General features: G+C 61.3%; 19 protein-coding genes. 6 read left to right on the top strand and 13 right to left on the bottom strand.

The window, feature by feature from the left end:
- Nucleotides 1–256: 256 nt before the first annotated feature.
- From WAO69_RS14485 to pheS, 4 genes are all read right to left on the bottom strand, one after another.
- Nucleotides 257–454, bottom strand: a complete 198-nt coding sequence (locus WAO69_RS14485; RefSeq protein WP_422180362.1) for a hypothetical protein — start codon at nt 452–454, stop codon at nt 257–259.
- A 68-nt stretch (nt 455–522) separates the two neighbouring features.
- Nucleotides 523–924, bottom strand: coding sequence for a BLUF domain-containing protein (locus WAO69_RS14480; RefSeq protein ID WP_422180360.1), 402 nt, complete (start codon nt 922–924; stop codon nt 523–525).
- Nucleotides 925–1,046: 122 nt separating this feature from the next.
- Entirely contained in the window at nt 1,047–2,183 is a 1,137-nt protein-coding gene (locus WAO69_RS14475) for an aromatic ring-hydroxylating oxygenase subunit alpha (protein ID WP_422180357.1), read from the bottom strand.
- 93 nt (nt 2,184–2,276) lie between these two features.
- Nucleotides 2,277–3,350, bottom strand: coding sequence for a phenylalanine--tRNA ligase subunit alpha (gene pheS / locus WAO69_RS14470; protein ID WP_422180355.1), 1,074 nt, complete (start codon nt 3,348–3,350; stop codon nt 2,277–2,279).
- 136 nt (nt 3,351–3,486) lie between these two features.
- Between pheS and WAO69_RS14465 the strand changes: the two genes are divergently transcribed.
- Both WAO69_RS14465 and WAO69_RS14460 read left to right on the top strand, forming a co-directional pair.
- The gene (locus WAO69_RS14465; RefSeq protein ID WP_422180353.1) at nt 3,487–4,629 is read left to right on the top strand and encodes a serine hydrolase domain-containing protein; all 1,143 of its coding nucleotides are present in this window, start codon (nt 3,487–3,489) and stop codon (nt 4,627–4,629) included.
- On the top strand, nt 4,630–5,805 hold the full coding sequence (locus WAO69_RS14460) for a YbfB/YjiJ family MFS transporter (protein ID WP_422180351.1): 1,176 nt from the start codon (nt 4,630–4,632) through the stop codon (nt 5,803–5,805).
- A 9-nt stretch (nt 5,806–5,814) separates the two neighbouring features.
- Here WAO69_RS14460 and WAO69_RS14455 read toward each other — a convergent pair whose 3' ends face one another.
- From WAO69_RS14455 to pyk, 6 genes are all read right to left on the bottom strand, one after another.
- The gene (locus tag WAO69_RS14455) at nt 5,815–6,477 is read right to left on the bottom strand and encodes a hypothetical protein (RefSeq protein WP_422180349.1); all 663 of its coding nucleotides are present in this window, start codon (nt 6,475–6,477) and stop codon (nt 5,815–5,817) included.
- On the bottom strand, nt 6,474–6,956 hold the full coding sequence (locus tag WAO69_RS14450) for a hypothetical protein (RefSeq protein WP_422180347.1): 483 nt from the start codon (nt 6,954–6,956) through the stop codon (nt 6,474–6,476). Before WAO69_RS14450 ends, WAO69_RS14455 begins: the two co-directional genes overlap by 4 nt.
- A 205-nt stretch (nt 6,957–7,161) precedes the next feature.
- Entirely contained in the window at nt 7,162–7,527 is a 366-nt protein-coding gene (gene rplT / locus WAO69_RS14445) for a 50S ribosomal protein L20 (protein WP_422180345.1), read from the bottom strand.
- A 15-nt stretch (nt 7,528–7,542) separates the two neighbouring features.
- Nucleotides 7,543–7,743, bottom strand: a complete 201-nt coding sequence (gene rpmI, locus WAO69_RS14440) for a 50S ribosomal protein L35 (protein WP_422180343.1) — start codon at nt 7,741–7,743, stop codon at nt 7,543–7,545.
- A 229-nt stretch (nt 7,744–7,972) separates the two neighbouring features.
- Nucleotides 7,973–8,215, bottom strand: coding sequence for a hypothetical protein (locus WAO69_RS14435; RefSeq protein ID WP_422180342.1), 243 nt, complete (start codon nt 8,213–8,215; stop codon nt 7,973–7,975).
- 24 nt (nt 8,216–8,239) lie between these two features.
- A complete protein-coding gene (pyk, locus tag WAO69_RS14430; RefSeq protein ID WP_422180340.1) occupies nt 8,240–9,685 on the bottom strand; it encodes a pyruvate kinase in 1,446 nt (481 codons plus the stop codon).
- A 125-nt stretch (nt 9,686–9,810) separates the two neighbouring features.
- Between pyk and WAO69_RS14425 the strand changes: the two genes are divergently transcribed.
- The gene (locus WAO69_RS14425; protein WP_422180338.1) at nt 9,811–10,548 is read left to right on the top strand and encodes an N-formylglutamate amidohydrolase; all 738 of its coding nucleotides are present in this window, start codon (nt 9,811–9,813) and stop codon (nt 10,546–10,548) included.
- 89 nt (nt 10,549–10,637) lie between these two features.
- Nucleotides 10,638–10,955, top strand: a complete 318-nt coding sequence (locus tag WAO69_RS14420; RefSeq protein ID WP_422180336.1) for a DUF1244 domain-containing protein — start codon at nt 10,638–10,640, stop codon at nt 10,953–10,955.
- A gap of 3 nt (nt 10,956–10,958) precedes the next feature.
- Here WAO69_RS14420 and WAO69_RS14415 read toward each other — a convergent pair whose 3' ends face one another.
- The gene (locus tag WAO69_RS14415; protein WP_422180334.1) at nt 10,959–12,533 is read right to left on the bottom strand and encodes a 2-isopropylmalate synthase; all 1,575 of its coding nucleotides are present in this window, start codon (nt 12,531–12,533) and stop codon (nt 10,959–10,961) included.
- A gap of 260 nt (nt 12,534–12,793) precedes the next feature.
- Here WAO69_RS14415 and WAO69_RS14410 point away from each other — a divergent pair, with 260 nt between their 5' ends.
- Both WAO69_RS14410 and WAO69_RS14405 read left to right on the top strand, forming a co-directional pair.
- Entirely contained in the window at nt 12,794–13,456 is a 663-nt protein-coding gene (locus WAO69_RS14410) for an SDR family NAD(P)-dependent oxidoreductase (protein ID WP_422180332.1), read from the top strand.
- Nucleotides 13,450–14,979: a cryptochrome/photolyase family protein gene (locus tag WAO69_RS14405; protein WP_422180329.1), complete on the top strand. Its 1,530-nt coding sequence runs from the start codon at nt 13,450–13,452 to the stop codon at nt 14,977–14,979. Before WAO69_RS14410 ends, WAO69_RS14405 begins: the two co-directional genes overlap by 7 nt.
- Nucleotides 14,980–15,019: 40 nt before the next feature.
- On the opposite strand, the gene WAO69_RS14400 is transcribed toward WAO69_RS14405, so the two are convergent.
- Both WAO69_RS14400 and WAO69_RS14395 read right to left on the bottom strand, forming a co-directional pair.
- Nucleotides 15,020–15,496, bottom strand: coding sequence for a MaoC family dehydratase (locus tag WAO69_RS14400; RefSeq protein WP_422180327.1), 477 nt, complete (start codon nt 15,494–15,496; stop codon nt 15,020–15,022).
- Complete coding sequence (locus tag WAO69_RS14395; RefSeq protein WP_422180325.1) at nt 15,493–16,353, bottom strand: D-amino-acid transaminase; 861 nt, start codon at nt 16,351–16,353, stop codon at nt 15,493–15,495. The genes WAO69_RS14400 and WAO69_RS14395 overlap by 4 nt, the downstream gene beginning before the upstream one ends.
- Nucleotides 16,354–16,360 lie beyond the last annotated feature (7 nt).

Raw genomic sequence — 16,360 nt, 5'->3', positions numbered from 1 at the left:
GTTTGAACTGTCGCACAGAGGCAATGGCAAAGATTGCGCCAAGGTTCAAGCACACAAGGGCGCGGGAATGGGCCCGGCCGTGCAGGTGAACCGCGTCCGCGACCTCGCGCAGCACGAAGGCCGCGCGCAGAGGTGGCGGGAAGCATCGCATTTTCAAGTGATCGCCTGTTCATCTGTTTCAGGCGGTAAGTTGGCGCGACCCAACCTGTCCGAACAAAGCCGGGGTCCGCTGTGCAATCCGCAGGCCGAAGGCCGATCACTCCTCGCGATTGCGCCTCCTGGTGGAGTCAAGCCAGCGGTTCACCAGAAAGATCGGCGCGAACACGATGGTCCAGCCGATGGCATTGAGGGTCGTGAAGGTCAGTTTCGCCTCGGTCGGCATGGCCGAACGCCACAAAAACACGTGGGCGACGACGATCAAGCCGATCATTCCAGCCACCAGCCATTTGGTCATCCGCCACCTCCACAACGGGAGATAGGCCGCAAGCATGGGTTTGAAAGCTCTGAACGCCTGCGCCGCGCCTAAACAGGAAGCGTCAGACGCAATCGTTTGAAGATGGCCAGCACGTCTTCGGCCGATGCCGCCTCGGCTTTGCCCTGGGCGACCATCTCACGCGACCACATCCAGGATCGTGCGGGATCATCGCGCATGGCCCATTCGGGAAACAGCCGCTCCTTGATGTCGCTCCGGCGCACGGCGCGGATGTCCGTATGGCGATCATCGCGCCGGATACGTTGATAGGTCGCCTCGACCAGCTTTGCCGGCCCTTCAAGCAACTGAAGATAGATGTCCTGTCGCACGATCAGCGCCCCGGTCACGCCGTCGCGCGCGTTGCAGCGGCGCGCATCCAGCAAAATTCCGGACAGCATCGGATCGTCGAACCCGAACGGATGAGAGGCATAGGTAAGTTGTATCAGGGACAAGCGGGAAGCTCCTTTCGGGTCAGCCTATCGGAAATCACCCGGTCTGTCGCAAAAATAGCTGCGCTTGCGGCGATTTCGGCGCGCAACATCGCGATTCGGGATGAAATCAGATGCAGATGGCATCAGCCCTGAATCATCCGCGCCATGATCCACTTGTGAAAGCCGTGGATTTCGAACTCCTGTGGCATCAACCGGGCGGTCGTGAACTTTGATGAGCGCAAACCGCGCTGGTTCATTTCACAGGCCGCACCATCCTGAAACAGCACAGTTTGCGCAAAGTCCGTGACGGACGTCAGATCGAAACCGGGCTGGGCCAGCGTTTCGGGCAGGAACAGCCATTCCGCGCGCAGCCGTGTGCGCTCGGGGCCAAGCGGGATCAGCCGGACCGAGCGGACGTAATCGACATGCGCAACGACAAACATCGACGGGTAGACCGTCACGAAATTATGCGCGGTATCGCGCTCGGCCTGTGTCAGGTTCGGAAACTCCGGACCACAGGGCTGGCCCGTCACCGACCAGGTCCGCGCCCCCTCTTTGAGGCTATGCCCGGCAGGATCGCCCGGAGACCAGCCCGGTGCCTCGGGCGGTGACATGATGCCCTTGCGATAGACCGGCACCAGATCGCTGAGTTCGGGATGAATGCCGGGGCAGTGCAGGCATTCGTTGTAGTTTTCCCAGAATATCTTCCAGTTGCAGGCCAGTTCGGTCTCGACCACATGGCCCGGCACAAGATCGCGCATCGGCCAGTTGTCAAGCGCGCCCTCGCCCATATCCGGTTCAAAGGCCAGGGGCGTGTCGGCCAGACAGAGATACACGAACCCGTTCCAGTCCCTGAGATGAACCGGAAACAGCCCATGATCACGTTTGTCGAAATCATCGGTCGGCGTGGCATGCCCGGTCGAGACAAGCTGGCCCCGCAGGTCATAGGCCCAGGCGTGATAGGGGCAGGTGATCAGCCGCCCGTTAAAGCTCTGTTCATTCTGCGCACAGAGTTCGGCACCACGGTGACGACACGTGTTGTGAAATGCCGAAAGGCTTCCATCCGCCCCCCGCACCAGAATCACAGGGTCTCCGGCCAGTTCGATGCGGCGCATGGTTCCCGGTTCAAGCTGGTCATATCGCCCGACACAGATCCAGCTTTTTGCCCAGATGTTCTTTTGCTCGCGCGCAAACCAGTCGGGATCGTAATAGGCTTCAGACGGCAATCCTTCGGGACAATGATCCAACAGGGGGGAGTGGAGCGGGGCAACAAATGTCATGGCATGTCCTTACCGGGGGGCCCTGACAGGGCCAGTCTGAAGGAATGCTACTCCACTTGCCAGCGACGCTCCAAGCCAGAATCGCTGTAGGTCCTAGCGCGACAGCCCGCCATGCAGATTGGGCATATCCAAAGCCGCAAATCCGTAATGGCGCAGCCACCTCAGGTCACTGTCGAAAAACGCGCGCAGGTCGGGGATGCCGTATTTCAGCATGGCGATCCGATCGATGCCCATACCAAAGGCAAAGCCCTGATAGACATCCGGGTCGATACCGCCCGCGGCAATGACCGATGGGTGCACCATGCCCGAGCCCAGGATTTCCAGCCAATCATCTCCCTCGCCCACCTTCAGCTGACCGCCTTCCCACGAGCAGCGGATGTCGACTTCGGCGGACGGCTCGGTGAAGGGGAAATGCGAGGCGCGGAAGCGCAGCTCGACGTCGTCGACCTCGAAATAGGCTTTCACGAACTCTTCCAGCACCCATTTCAGGTTCGCCATCGAGATATCGGTGTCCAGCGCCAGCCCTTCGACCTGATGGAACATCGGCGTGTGCGTCTGGTCATAATCCGCGCGATAGACCCCGCCGGGGCAAATGATGCGCAAGGGCGCGCCCATGGCTTCCATCGAGCGGATCTGAACCGGCGAGGTATGGGTGCGCAGAACATGGGGCGGGCGCGCATCACCATCGGCGCGGTGCATGTAGAACGTGTCCATCTCGGCACGCGCCGGGTGATGGCCGGGAATGTTCAACGCGTCGAAATTATACCAGTCGGTGTCGATGCGCGGACCTTCCGCAACCGAAAATCCCATCTCGGCGAAAATCGCCGTGACCTCTTCCGAGACCTGGCTGATCGGATGCAGGCTTCCGACGCGCCGCGTGCGCGCAGGCAGCGTCACGTCCAGCCATTCGGTGCGCAACCTCTCATCCAGGGCGGCATCGCCCAGCGCGGATTTCTTGGCGGCAAGCGCCGAGTTGATCTCGTCCTTGAGCGCATTCAGAGCCGGACCGGCAACCTGGCGTTCCTCGGGAGACATCTTTCCCAGTTCCCGCATTTTCAGGCTGATCTCGCCCTTTTTGCCAACCGCCTGCACACGCAGGTCTTCCAGTGCGGCTTCGTCCGCCGCATCGGCAATCAGACCCAGATATTTGGCTTTCAGATCGTCCATGAATGATCCCCGAATTAAAGCCCTGCCCTGCTAGCTGCCAAGCTGCGCGATTGCAAGCCGCCAGACGATGTGATGGACAGATCGCAGAATCCGCAGATAGGGTCTGAACAGGCAAATCAGAACCGGGAGGAACGACATGTCAAACCTAGACAAGGTGCTTGAGGCGGCGGTCGCAGCACAGGACGTGCCCTTTGTTGTCGCCATGACAGGCAATGCGGCAGGAATAACCTATTCCGGGGCGGCGGGCGAAACCGCGGGCCGCATGGCTGACGAAGGCACGGCTTTCCGGATCTTTTCCATGACCAAAGCCATAGGCTCGCTTGCCGCAATGATCCTGATTGATCGCGGCAAGCTGTCCATGGACACGCCGGTGGCAGATGTGCTGCCCGAGTGGAACACGCTTCAGGTTCTCGACGGCTGGAATGGCGATGAGCCGATCCTGCGCGCCCCCAAGACCGTTGCCACCACCCGGCATCTGGCCACCCATACCAGCGGCATGGAATACGAATTCTGGAATGCCGATGTGCCAAGATATCTTCAGCACACAAACCACCCGACGGTATTGTCGGGGCTGAAATCCTCGCTGATGTATCCCCTGACCAGCGATCCGGGCACGCGCTGGGGCTATGGCCCCAGCATCGATTGGCTGGGCCAGATGGTCGAGGCCATAGACGGGCGGCGCATAGACGCGTTCTGCCGCGAGGAAATCTTTGAACCGCTTGGCATGCCGGACACCGTCTTTGAACCCGACAGCCTGACGGACCGCTTGTCGGAGGTGTCGATGCGCAATGAAGACGGCGGCTTTGACATCTATCCGCTTGCTCCGCCCGCAAACCCCGAAGTCTATGGGATGGGACATGCGCTTTATTCCACCGCGCCGGATTACATGCGTTTCCTGCGCATGGTGCTGAACAAGGGCCAGCTGGACGGCAACCGGGTGCTGTCAGAAGCGGCCATGGCTGAGATGTGCGCCGACCAGATGCGAGGCCTTGAAGTGGAAAAAATGATCACCGTCGCGCCGCCCCTGTCGGCTGACGTCGAGCTTTACGGCGGCACCAGGGCGACCCATTCCTTTGCCTTCGTGCGCAACGAGGTGGACCAGCCGGGCGCACGCAGCGCAGGATCTCTCAGCTGGGCGGGCGTGTGCAACACCCATTACTGGATCGACCCGACACGCGACATTTGCGCCGTGATCATGACCCAAAGCCTGCCCTTCCTCGAATCGCCCCTGGTGAAGACCTATCAGGCTTATGAAACTGCCGTCTACGCAAGCCTCTAGGTGAACCCCGCGACTCGCAACTGGCTGATCCTGGCCGGGCTGACGCTGGGTGTCTGCGTCACCAACGGCTTTGCGCGCTTTGCCTACGGATTGCTGTTGCCTGCCATGCGTGCCGAACTGGGCTGGAGCTATACGCAGGCCGGGTGGCTGAACACGGCAAATGCGCTGGGATATGTGGTGGGGGCTGTGCTGACGCTGGTGTTGCTGCGACGGCTGCCGCCCGCGCCGCTGTTTGCCTTCGGGGTCTGGACCACGGCGATCACCTTGTTCGCCACGGGTCTGAACGAGGCGCTTTGGGCGCAATCCCTCTGGCGCTTTGCGGCCGGGCTTCTGGGCGCGATGAGCTTTGCGACCGGCGGGGCACTGGCTGCGGCGCTGTTCACCGACAACCCGCGCCGCAATGCCTTGTCGATCGCCATCTATTTCGGCGTGGGCGGCGGCATGGGCATCGTGCTGAGCGGCCTGAGCCTGCCTTTGGTGCTGGCGCTTTATGGCACCTCCGCCTGGGCCTGGGGCTGGATCGTGATCGGTGTGGTCAGTTTTGCCTTCTGCCCCTTTTCCCTGTGGGCTGCACGGCAATTGCGCCCGGCCACCGGGGGCGCTCCGCGCCCGGCCCCGGTGCCTTTGCGCCGGATGCTGGGAGAATTCGGCGGCTATGCCGGGTTCGGTCTTGGATACATCGTCTACCTGACCTTCATCGCGGCCTGGATGACTGCGCAGGACGCGCCAGCGTGGCAGATTGCCGGTGTCTGGACCTTGGTGGGGCTGTGCATTTCAGCCTCTCCCTTCCTCTGGCGAGGGGTGTTCGCGCGCTTCGCCAATGGCGTACCCCTCGCGTTGATCCTGGTGAATATCGCCATCGGATCCAGCCTGCCGGTGTTGTGGCCCGGCCCTGTGGGGTTGATCATCTCGGCGATCGTTTTCGGGCTGTCCGTCTTCATGGCTCCGGGTGCAATCACCAATTTCACCCGCCAGAACCTGCCGCAGGAAAGTTGGGGTGCCGCGATCAGCCTGTTCACGGTGACCTTTGCCGTGGCCCAGACCCTGGGGCCGGTGGGCGCTGGCCTGATCGGGGATGCGACGGGCGATATCGGTGCCAGCCTTCTGGCGGCCTCCGGCATTCTGCTCATCGGCGCTTTGGCGGCGATATCGCAAAAACGCTTGCCCTCCGACTAGGCCTCCCGACTAGGCTCCCAACACGAAGATCACCAAGGGAATCGGCGACACGCCGATGGCAATCGCAAGAAAGGTCGGCAGCGGCGCAAAAAGCCCGCTGAGGCCGGCCAGGATCATGATGCCACCACCCCCCCCGACAATCGAATTTCCCGGCACATTGATGGCCAGAGCCAACGCCACGTACCGGTGGCGCAGCACCAGGGACAGCGCACGGGGCGGGGCGCTTTCCAGAAGCAGGTTGAGCCTGTCTTCGCGCTCGAGTTCCGCGGCGCGGGTCACCAGATCAGAGGCGCGGCGCATCCTGAAGAACCGCAATATCCGTGCCAATACGGTGACCGGCAAAAGGCTTCCGATGGCATAGGCCAGAAGCATCGCCAGCACCGTAGCGCCATAGACCAGGGGCACAATCGCGGCACCAAAGGCGGTCAGCATGGCAAGGCCGACCTCGGCCCCCGGCACGAACGGCATGGCCAGCAACAAAACATAGGCCGCAATGGCGACCATCAGCATGCTGTGCACCTTCTGTTCGTTTCCGGGCATGATCTGGAGATCCAGCGCCTCTTTCAGCGCATGCGCGGCCCATGTGCCCAACACTACGGCACCCAGCAACGCAACCACGCGCAGTCCAATGGCAAAAAGGCTGCGCCCAGGCGGCAAAGGATCAGCGGTCACCCGGTTGGTGCCTCGCCCGCTGGTGGTGTCACGGACCCGGATCCGATGGCGTTGATCTGGTGGGTCCAGTACCAGCGGCGTGTGGTCCATGTGGCTTCAAAGCTGACCTCGTCCCCTGTCACCGCACCGTGCCAGACAACCCTGTGCGGAGCATCCGGACAAGTGGTTGTGGCTGTGAAATGCACCGTGTCGCCCTCGGACCAGGTCTGATACGGGGTCCAGCCGAAATCACAGTATTTCTGACACATTGCGGATTGGAAGGTGCCGTCCTTGAAGATCAACTGATCTTCCAGCACTTCACCGGTTTGTTGCACGATATCCACTGTGTAGAATGTCCGCCCATCCAAGGCTGTGCTGAGTGCCCAAGGCGCGTCGGGAATGACGGGCTCGACCACATCGCCCTTTATCGCAGTCACGGTGGCCGCTCCTGTGCCAAGAACGATCGCACAAACGGCTGCGGCCTGGGCCAGTGGTGTCATTGGGATCTCCATATCCGACGCTGTCAAACCTAACCCTGGACACGCAACAGGGGGAGTCACTTTTGACCTTTCCTGGCGCATATCAGTCCCGGGTGCCGCATGTTTCAGCAGATGCCATGCGCGGGTCGGCTCGCCACGGCAGGCCGATAACGAAAAAGGCGCCCGGTAGCGGGCACCTTCATGTCGGTTTCGGCTGTTGCGCGGTTTATGCGCTCAGCGCGCCTTTGGCCTGCGCGACAATCGCGCCGAAGGCTTCGGGCTCATGCACGGCCAGATCGGCCAGAACCTTGCGGTCCACTTCGATACCGGCAAGCGCCAGACCGTTGATGAAGCGGCTGTATGTCAGCGCCTCGTCATGGCTGCGCACGGCGGCGTTGATCCGCTGGATCCACAGCGCGCGGAAGTTCCGCTTGCGCGTGCGACGGTCGCGCGTGGCGTATTGGTTGGCCTTGTCGACGGCCTGTTTGGCCACCTTGAAGGTATTCTTGCGACGGCCGTAATAGCCTTTTGCGGCCTTGACGACTTTCTTGTGACGGGCGTGGGTTGTGGTACCACCTTTGACGCGGGACATATCTCTGGCCTCCTATCAGCGGTCGTAGGGCATGAAGCCCTTGACGATTTTTGCATCGGGAGCGCTGAGCGTCGTGGTGCCGCGTGCGTCACGGATGAATTTCCGGGTTCTTTTGATCATGCCGTGGCGTTTGCCTGCCTGACCTGACAGCACCTTACCGGTAGCTGTGACTTTGAAGCGCTTCTTGGCGCTCGACTTTGTCTTCATCTTGGGCATTTCCGTCTCCTTGGTCGATCGGTTCTAGCGCGACTCGGCATGCCACTTTGGCCGGTCGCGCAACTGGAAGCAGGCGTATAGGCGCAGCGCGGCTTTAAGGCAAGGGGGTTTAGCCACACAAATCCCGGACACGCCGCCCTCTGCGACCGGCGCAGTGGCACGGCATGCGGACCAGACGAAGATGGCCCGCCCCGTGTTCAGGATCAGACCGCGACCCGGCTTGGCCCCTTCAGGGCAGAAGCCGCGCCACAACGCTGAAAAAAACGTCCGGAATCTGGGCCATCGCATATCCGCCGGGCTTGGTCGTGAGCGCATAGATCACAAGCCCCCCCGCGATCAGAACACTGACGGCCGAGGCACGTGGTCCGCGCCCGTCGCTGATCGCGCTCAGCATGCCAACGACAGACAATCCACCCAGGATCAGTCCGAAGATAAGCGCCATGTCCGGATCCATATCCCGTTCCCTTTCCATGTCCGCACTCTTGTCAGGCCGAGGTTATTCCGGATCAGTGTTGAAAATCAAACGTTCGTCACACGGGGCCACGCGCAGGATGTTGGTCGAGCCGGGCACGTTGAACGGCACCCCGGCTGTCACGACGATCTGATCTTTTTCGGAGGCAAAGCCTTCGGCGCGCGCGGCCTTTGCGGCACTGACCACGGCGAGTTTGAAGCGTTCCAACTCGCCGGTCAGCACGCAGTTGCATCCCCAGCTGAGCGCCAGACGTCGAGCGGTGCGCTTGAGAGGCGTCAGCGCGATGATCGGCACGCCGGGACGCTCGCGCGCGGTCAACAGAGCGGTAGTACCGGACTGGGTGAAACAGCAGATCGCCTTGATATCCGTAGTCTCGGCGATCTCACGCGCGGCGGCCACGATGGCATGGGCAATCGTATGGCCCTTGACGCTGCGCGAGGCGGCAATGATCTGGGTGTAGGTCGGATCCGCCTCGACTTCGATGGCCACCTTGTCCATGGTGCGCACCGCCTCGATCGGATACTTGCCCGCAGCGCTTTCGGCCGACAGCATGATCGCGTCCGTTCCCTCATAGATGGCGGTTGCCACATCCGAGACTTCGGCCCGCGTCGGCATCGGGCTTTCAATCATGCTTTCCAGCATCTGGGTGGCCACGATCACCGGCTTGGCCGCGGCGCGGCATTTGCGTGTCAGCCGCTTCTGAATGGGCGGAACCGCCTGAACCGGCAGTTCCACACCCAGATCGCCGCGCGCCACCATGATTCCGTCCGACACCGCAAGGATGTCATCAAAGCGGTCCACGGCGGCCGGCTTTTCGATCTTGGACAGAATCGCCGCGCGCCCGCGCGCCAGTTCGCGCGCTTCGGTCACGTCCTCGGGACGTTGCACGAAGGACAGAGCCAGCCAATCCACGCCCAACTCGCAAACGAACTCAAGATCGGCGCGATCCTTCTCGCTGAGGGCGGCCAGCGGCAGCACAACGTCAGGGACGTTCACACCCTTGCGGTTCGAGATCGTTCCGCCGTTCTTCACGATGCAATCGGCAAAATCCGCGCCACAGGTAGTGACCTGAAGGCGGATCTTGCCGTCATTGACCAGCAAGGACGCACCCGGTTCCAGAACCGCGAAAATCTCGGGGTGCGGCAGGCAGACGCGGGTGGCATCCCCCTCAGCCGGATCAAGGTCCAGACGAAAGCTTTCCCCTTCCACCAGGTCTTCAGCCTCATTGGCGAAAGTTCCCACGCGCAGCTTGGGGCCCTGCAGATCCGCAAGGATCGCGATGGTGCCATCGACATCCTTTTCCACCTGGCGGATGATCGCATGTTTGGCACGGATATCCGCGTGGCTGCCATGGGACATGTTCAAACGAAACACATCTGCGCCTGCGTCGTGCAGCGCGCGGATCATCTCATAGGCTTCGGATGCCGGGCCGAGGGTGGCCACGATCTTGACGTTTCTCAACCGTCGCATGTCTGAATGTCTGCCTTTCTGATGTCTGAAGCAATGTTATCGCAAACAGTGCTTTTCCCGCTTATCGCCCAATTCCCATTCCTGAGCAACTCGCCTAAACCTGCAGTGAGAGCCATGAACATCCCATGACATACACACCTTTTTTCCTTCACGGCGAAACCCGCCCCGGACCCTGGCTGATCACCTGCGATCACGCGACCAATGTTGTCCCGCCCGATGTGGCCGGCGGTGATCTGGGTTTGCACCGCACGGATATGGAGCGCCATATCGCCTATGATCCCGGGGCCTATGGTGTCGCTCGGGAATTGGGTGTGTTGCTGGACGGACCGGTTCTGGCGGCCAATTTCTCGCGCCTTGTGATTGATCCCAATCGCGGCCCGGACGATCCCACCCTGCTGATGAAGCTTTATGACGGCTCGATCATCCCGGCAAACCGCCATGCAGATGACATAGAAATCGAGAGGCGGATGGACATGTGCTATCGCCCCTATGACGCCGAGCTTGCGCGGATGACGGCTCTGCCGCACACGGTGGTTGTGTCGATGCACAGCTTCACGCGACAGCTGCGCGGACGTGATCCGAGGCCTTGGGACATTGGTGTGCTTTACGCAGAGGATGATCGGCTTGCCCGTCCCCTGATCACCCTGTTGCAGGCCGAGGGCGATCTTTGTGTCGGAGATAACGCGCCCTACTCGGGGCACCTGCCCGGCGACGCGATTCACCGCCATGCCACGCGGTTGGGCCGACCCAATGTCCTGATCGAGATCCGCAACGATCTGATCGCCGATACCGAGGGGCAAAACCACTGGGCCAGACGGCTTGCGCCGGCCCTGAAGCAGGCGCTGGAACTCTCGGCGCTCTGAGGTGCCACCGTGGGGGCCGTGAAAATTGCCCGGGTGACAGAAGAGGGCATGGCCCCTACATCATGCACCACAAGCGAAAGGAATCCCTGATGGACGATCAAACCCGTATCGAGCTGGAAGCCGCAGCCTTCCGCCGTCTGCGCCAGCATCTGATGCAAGACCGCACGGATGTTCAGAACATAGACATGATGAACCTGACCGGGTTCTGTCGCAATTGCCTGAGCCGTTGGTACCAGGAAGCCGCCAATGAAAAGGGCATCGACATGGGCAAGGACGAGGCGCGCGAGATTTTCTACGGCATGACCATGGACGCGTGGAAATCCACCTATCAGACCGAAGCCAATGCGGATAAGCAGAAGGCCTTCGAAAAGGCCTTCTCCGAGAATGTCACCGCAAAGGACGCCTAGGCATCAGTTCAGTTGCTTCCACGAGATTTCCCGCGAGTCCGCGCCGGGGCCCATCTTGTCGCGTCTGACCAGCAACCGGTTCAGTGCGCTGACATAGGCCATGGCTGAGGCCACGACGGTATCCGTATTGGCAGATTGTCCGGTGGCGATAACCCCGTCCTCTTCCAGCCTGACCGATACGGTGGCTTGCGCATCCGTCCCCTCTGTCACCGCATTGACCTGATAAAGCTGAAGCCGGGCGTCGTTCGGGTGCAGCGCGCGCACTGCCTTGAACGTGGCGTCGACCGGCCCGTCGCCCGATGCCGTGGCGATGGCATCGCGACCGTCTATCTCCATTTCCAGCGTCGCTTCGGCAGGCCCGCCGGTGCCGCAAACGACTTTCAGCGAAACGATCTGCAACCTGTCGGCTCCGGAATCCGTCGTTGCCGAGACCAGTGCGACGATGTCGTCGTCATAGACTTCCTTCTTGCGGTCGGCGAGTTCCTTGAAGCGCACGAAGACATCCTTGAGCTGGTTGTCGCCAACCTCATAGCCCAGTTCGCCCAGTTTGGCCCGCAAGGCTGCCCGACCCGAATGCTTGCCCAAGGGCAGCGAGGTGCCGGACAGGCCCACGTCTTCGGGGCGCATGATCTCGAATGTTTCGGCGTTTTTCAGCATGCCATCCTGGTGGATGCCGGATTCATGGGCAAAGGCGTTCTTGCCGACAATGGCCTTGTTGAACTGAACCGGGAAACCCGACACGGTCGAAACCCGCCGCGAGATATGCATGATCTTCCTGGTATCGATATCGGTGTAGAACGGCATGATGTCGCCGCGCACCTTCAGCGCCATGACCACTTCTTCAAGCGCCGTGTTGCCCGCGCGTTCCCCCAGACCGTTGATCGTGCATTCGATCTGCCGCGCGCCACCTTCGACGGCGGCCAGCGAATTCGCCGTCGCCATGCCCAGATCATTGTGGCAATGGGTGGCAAAGATCACGTCATGGGCCCCGGGCACCTCGGCGATGAGACGGCGGATCAGATCCGCCGATTCAACAGGTGCCGTATAGCCCACCGTGTCGGGGATGTTGATCGTCGAGGCCCCGGCCTTGATCGCGATTTCCACCACACGGGCAAGATAATCCCATTCGGTGCGGGTGGCATCCATGGGCGACCATTGCACATCCTCGCAGAGGTTGCGGGCATGGGTGACGGTTTGATGGATACGCTCGGCCATTTCATCCATGGTCAGGTTCGGGATCGCCCGATGCAGCGGCGACGTGCCGATGAATGTGTGAATACGCGGTTTGGCCGCATGTCTCACCGCGTCCCAGCAGCGGTCGATGTCACCGATCTGTGCGCGTGCCAGCCCGCAGATCACAGCATTTCTGGACCGCTCGGCGATCTCGGAAACGGCGGCGAAATCGCCCTCGGATGCAATCGGAAAACCGGCCTCGATGATATCGACACCCATGTCGTCCAGCAGCTCGGCAATCTCGAGCTTTTCGGCATGTGTCATGGTTGCGCCGGGGCTTTGCTCGCCGTCGCGCAAGGTGGTGTCAAAGATCCACACGCGATCTTTTTGTGTCTTGTCAGTCATGTCGGGTCTCTTTTTCGTCTGTTCCTGAAGCCATGTGGCGCGCATGCGGTCTCCTCTGAGCGGACGCGCCGGATGGCACGCTCAGAGGCGCATTAGGAGCAGCAGCCCACGCAGGCACGAAACGCTGGATGCGTTCTGAGCGATGATATGCGTGGCGTTGTTCATGACTCCAAGGTTATACGCAGCCATCCGGAAATGGGAAGGGATTTCTTGCCCCCTCTTGCGTTGAACATTCCCGCAGTCCGGCTAGGTCACGTCGCATGAGCACGACATTGATTTTGGGAAGCTCGGGCGGGATAGGGTCAGCCCTGTCGCATGCGCTACGGGCACAGGGCGAGCAGGTCACAGGCCTGTCGCGCTCGGCGGATGGGATTGACATCACGGATGAGGCCAGCGTGGCGCGGCATCTGAAGGGGCTGGGACCGTTTGACCGGGTGATCGTCGCGACCGGCGCGCTTGAGATCAACGGGGCGGAACCTGAAAAAACGATCAAAGCCCTGAATGCGCAGGACATGATGGCCCAATTCCAGCTCAACACGCTGGGCCCCGCTCTGGTGCTGTCGCATGCGCACCGCCTGCTTCCCCGCGCACAGCGCTGCGTGTTCGCCGTCCTGTCCGCCCGTGTCGGGTCGATATCGGACAACCGCATTGGCGGCTGGGTCAGTTATCGCAGCGCCAAGGCCGCCGTGAACCAGGTGGTGCATACCGCCGCCATCGAGCTTGCGCGCACCCACAAACAGGCCATCTGCGTCGCCCTTCACCCCGGCACCGTGGCCACGCCCTTTACCGCAAGATACCTCGGACGCCACCCCGCCGTCCCCGCATCCGAGGCCGCCGCCAACCTGATCAACGTGATGAACGGCCTCAGCCCGCAGGACAGCGGCCAGTTCTTTGACTGGGCGGGCAAACAGATCCCATGGTAAGCCGCCTGATCCTGATCCTGGGCGATCAGCTGTCCCCCGATCTGAGCGCGCTGCGCAACGCCAACCCGGACAACGATATCGTGGTCATGGCCGAAGTTGGCGATGAGGCCAGCTATGTCCCGCATCACCCCAAGAAGATCGCCTTCGTCTTTGCGGCCATGCGCAAATTCGCGCAACAGCTGCGCGCCCAAGGGTGGAACGTCCTTTATGCCCAGCTTGACGACACCAAAAACGCAGGATCGATCGTCGGCGAGCTGCTGCGCCGCGCGCAGGACACCGGGATCAGCCGGGTGCGTGCGACCGAGCCGGGTGAATGGCGGCTGATCGAAGCGCTGCAACAGGCACCGCTTCAGGTCGAGATACTGGAAGACGACCGTTTCCTGGCCTCGCACAAGGACTTCCAGGACTGGGCCGCGGGGCGCAAGCAACTGCGCATGGAGTATTTCTATCGCGAGATGCGCCGCAAGACCGGGCTGCTGATGGACGGCGATCAGCCTGAGGGCGGCAAATGGAACTATGACCACGACAACCGCAAACCGGCCCCCGATGACGTGAGTTACCCCGGACCGATGCAGTTCACGCCAGATGCGGTGGTCGAGGACGTCCTTGATCTGGTCGACGCTCGCTTCGGCGAGCACTTCGGCACCCTGCGCCCGTTTCATTATGCCACGGACCGCGCAGGTGCCCATCGCGCGCTGATGCAGTTCATCCGCAACGCCCTACCCAGGTTCGGAGATTTTCAGGATGCGATGCTGGATCAGAACCGGTTTCTCTATCACGCGGTGATCTCGCCCTATCTGAACGCAGGGCTACTGAGCCCGCTTGAAATCTGCCGGGCCGCCGAAGACGCCTACAAATCAGGCAAGGCGCCGCTGAACGCGGTCGAAGGCTTTATCCGCCAGATCATCGGCTGGCGCGAATATGTGCGCGGGATCTATTTCCTGGAAGGCGCGGATTATGCCAGCCGCAATGCACTGGGCCATACCCGTAGCCTGCCCGCCTTCTATTGGGGCTCTGACACGCGGATGCGCTGCATCTCGAAAGCGGTGGAACAGACCCGCGATGAGGCCTATGCCCACCACATCCAGCGCCTGATGGTCACCGGCAATTTCGGCCTGCTGGCCGGGATTGATCCGCACCAGGTGCATGAATGGTATCTGTCGGTCTACATCGACGCCTATGAATGGGTCGAAGCGCCCAACACCGTGGGCATGAGCCTGTTTGCAGATGGCGGGATCATCGCATCCAAACCCTATGTCTCGTCCGGGGCCTATATCAATCGCATGTCGGATTACTGCAAGAATTGCGCCTATTCCGTCAGCGCCAAGACCGGTGAAGACGCCTGCCCCTTCAACCTGCTCTACTGGCATTTCCTGGCGCGCCACCGCGACAGGTTCGCAGGCAACCCGCGCATGGCCAACATGTACCGCACCTGGGATCGCATGGACGAAACCAGACGTGACACCGTGTTGCGCGACGCCGACCTTTTTCTAAACAAAATGGACAGGGGCGAGCGCGTTTGAACCGGGCCGGATGTCCCCGAAAGGCAAACCGCCCGCGGCCTCAAAGCAGATAGACGACGCGCCAATCAGCCGTGAGCGCGGGTTTGTCCTGCCCCTCGATTTCAACCACAACGCCCACGCAGGCCATCAGTTGACCGGCCTTGCGTTCTTCGGTGTTCAACAGGGTAAAGCGGGCGCGCAACCGCGATCCACCGGGCACCGGAGCCACGAAACGCAGCCGGTCAAACCCGTAATTGACCGAAGCTTTCATGCCTTCCAGCGCAGGCAGGGCATCATAGGCCATGGCCGACAGCATCGACAGCGTCAGCATGCCATGCGCGACGGTCCCGCCAAAGATCGTCCCGGCGGCGCGCACGGGATCGACATGAATGAACTGCTGATCCTCGGTCACTTCGGCAAAGGCATCGATACGCGCCTGATCCATATCGAACCAGCGCGAACAGCCGATCTCCTGACCCACCTGCGCCTCGAACGCCGCGCGCGGGATCAGGGTGCGAAACGGGATATCGCCGCTCAAATCGCGGCCTTCCGACTTTCGTCGAGATAGATCTCGCGCAGACGCGTCGCAACAGACCCCGGGGTGCCATCTCCAAGCTTCGTGCCGTCAATCTCGACCACCGGCATCACAAAGGTCGAAGCCGAGGTGATGAACGCCTCATCCGCCTCCTGGGCCTCATCGATGCTGAAGTTGCGTTCCTCGACCTCCATCTGCGCTTCGGCCGCACAGCGCAACACGGCCGCCCGCGTGATCCCGTGCAGAATATCATTGGAAAGCGCGCGCGTGATGATCTTGTTGCCCTTCACGATATAGGCGTTGTTGCTGGTGCCTTCGGTCACGAAGCCGTCCTGCACCATCCAGGCATCGTCAGCCCCGGCCTTCTTGGCCATCATCTTGCCCATGCTCGGATAGAGCAACTGCACGGTCTTGATGTCCCTGCGCCCCCAGCGCATGTCCTCGATGCTGATCACCCGCATGCCTTTTCTGGCCGCCGGATTGTCAGCCAGCCCGGGCTTGTTCTGCGTGAACAGCACGATCGTCGAGGGCGTGGTCTCGGCATCCGGAAACACGAAATCCCGGTCACTGGGTGCGCCGCGGGTGATCTGCAGATAGATCATCCCTTCATTGACATCGTTCAGACGCACCAACTCGCGATGGATCTCCAGCAACTCCTCCCGGGTCACCGGAGACGCCATCTCCAACTCCCCCAAGGACCGCTCCAGCCGCACCGCATGACCGTCAAAGTCAATCAGCTTGCCATCCAGAACACTGGTTACCTCATAGACGCCATCGGCCATCAGAAATCCGCGATCAAAGATCGACACCCTTGCCTGATCTTCCGGCAGATACTCGCCATTCACGTAAACGGTGCGCATGAACGCC

The organism is Aestuariivita sp., assembly GCF_049276915.1.
Taxonomy (GTDB): Bacteria; Pseudomonadota; Alphaproteobacteria; order Rhodobacterales; family Rhodobacteraceae; genus Aestuariivita.
This window is presented reverse-complemented; position numbering and strand designations above follow the sequence as displayed.

Bases quoted from the DNA above. Each gene is read 5' to 3' on its own strand.
- WAO69_RS14465 (WP_422180353.1), top strand. From the start codon at position 3,487: ATGTCAAACCTAGACAAGGTGCTTGAGGCGGCGGTCGCAGCACAGGAC.
- pyk (WP_422180340.1), bottom strand. From the start codon at position 9,685: ATGCGACGGTTGAGAAACGTCAAGATCGTGGCCACCCTCGGCCCGGCA.
- WAO69_RS14405 (WP_422180329.1), top strand. From the start codon at position 13,450: ATGGTAAGCCGCCTGATCCTGATCCTGGGCGATCAGCTGTCCCCCGAT.
- WAO69_RS14450 (WP_422180347.1), bottom strand. From the start codon at position 6,956: ATGACACCACTGGCCCAGGCCGCAGCCGTTTGTGCGATCGTTCTTGGC.
- WAO69_RS14420 (WP_422180336.1), top strand. From the start codon at position 10,638: ATGGACGATCAAACCCGTATCGAGCTGGAAGCCGCAGCCTTCCGCCGT.
- pheS (WP_422180355.1), bottom strand. From the start codon at position 3,350: ATGGACGATCTGAAAGCCAAATATCTGGGTCTGATTGCCGATGCGGCG.
- WAO69_RS14415 (WP_422180334.1), bottom strand. From the start codon at position 12,533: ATGACTGACAAGACACAAAAAGATCGCGTGTGGATCTTTGACACCACC.
- WAO69_RS14435 (WP_422180342.1), bottom strand. From the start codon at position 8,215: ATGGAAAGGGAACGGGATATGGATCCGGACATGGCGCTTATCTTCGGA.
- WAO69_RS14475 (WP_422180357.1), bottom strand. From the start codon at position 2,183: ATGACATTTGTTGCCCCGCTCCACTCCCCCCTGTTGGATCATTGTCCC.
- rpmI (WP_422180343.1), bottom strand. From the start codon at position 7,743: ATGCCCAAGATGAAGACAAAGTCGAGCGCCAAGAAGCGCTTCAAAGTC.
- WAO69_RS14485 (WP_422180362.1), bottom strand. From the start codon at position 454: ATGACCAAATGGCTGGTGGCTGGAATGATCGGCTTGATCGTCGTCGCC.
- WAO69_RS14410 (WP_422180332.1), top strand. From the start codon at position 12,794: ATGAGCACGACATTGATTTTGGGAAGCTCGGGCGGGATAGGGTCAGCC.
- WAO69_RS14425 (WP_422180338.1), top strand. From the start codon at position 9,811: ATGACATACACACCTTTTTTCCTTCACGGCGAAACCCGCCCCGGACCC.
- WAO69_RS14395 (WP_422180325.1), bottom strand. From the start codon at position 16,353: ATGCGCACCGTTTACGTGAATGGCGAGTATCTGCCGGAAGATCAGGCA.
- rplT (WP_422180345.1), bottom strand. From the start codon at position 7,527: ATGTCCCGCGTCAAAGGTGGTACCACAACCCACGCCCGTCACAAGAAA.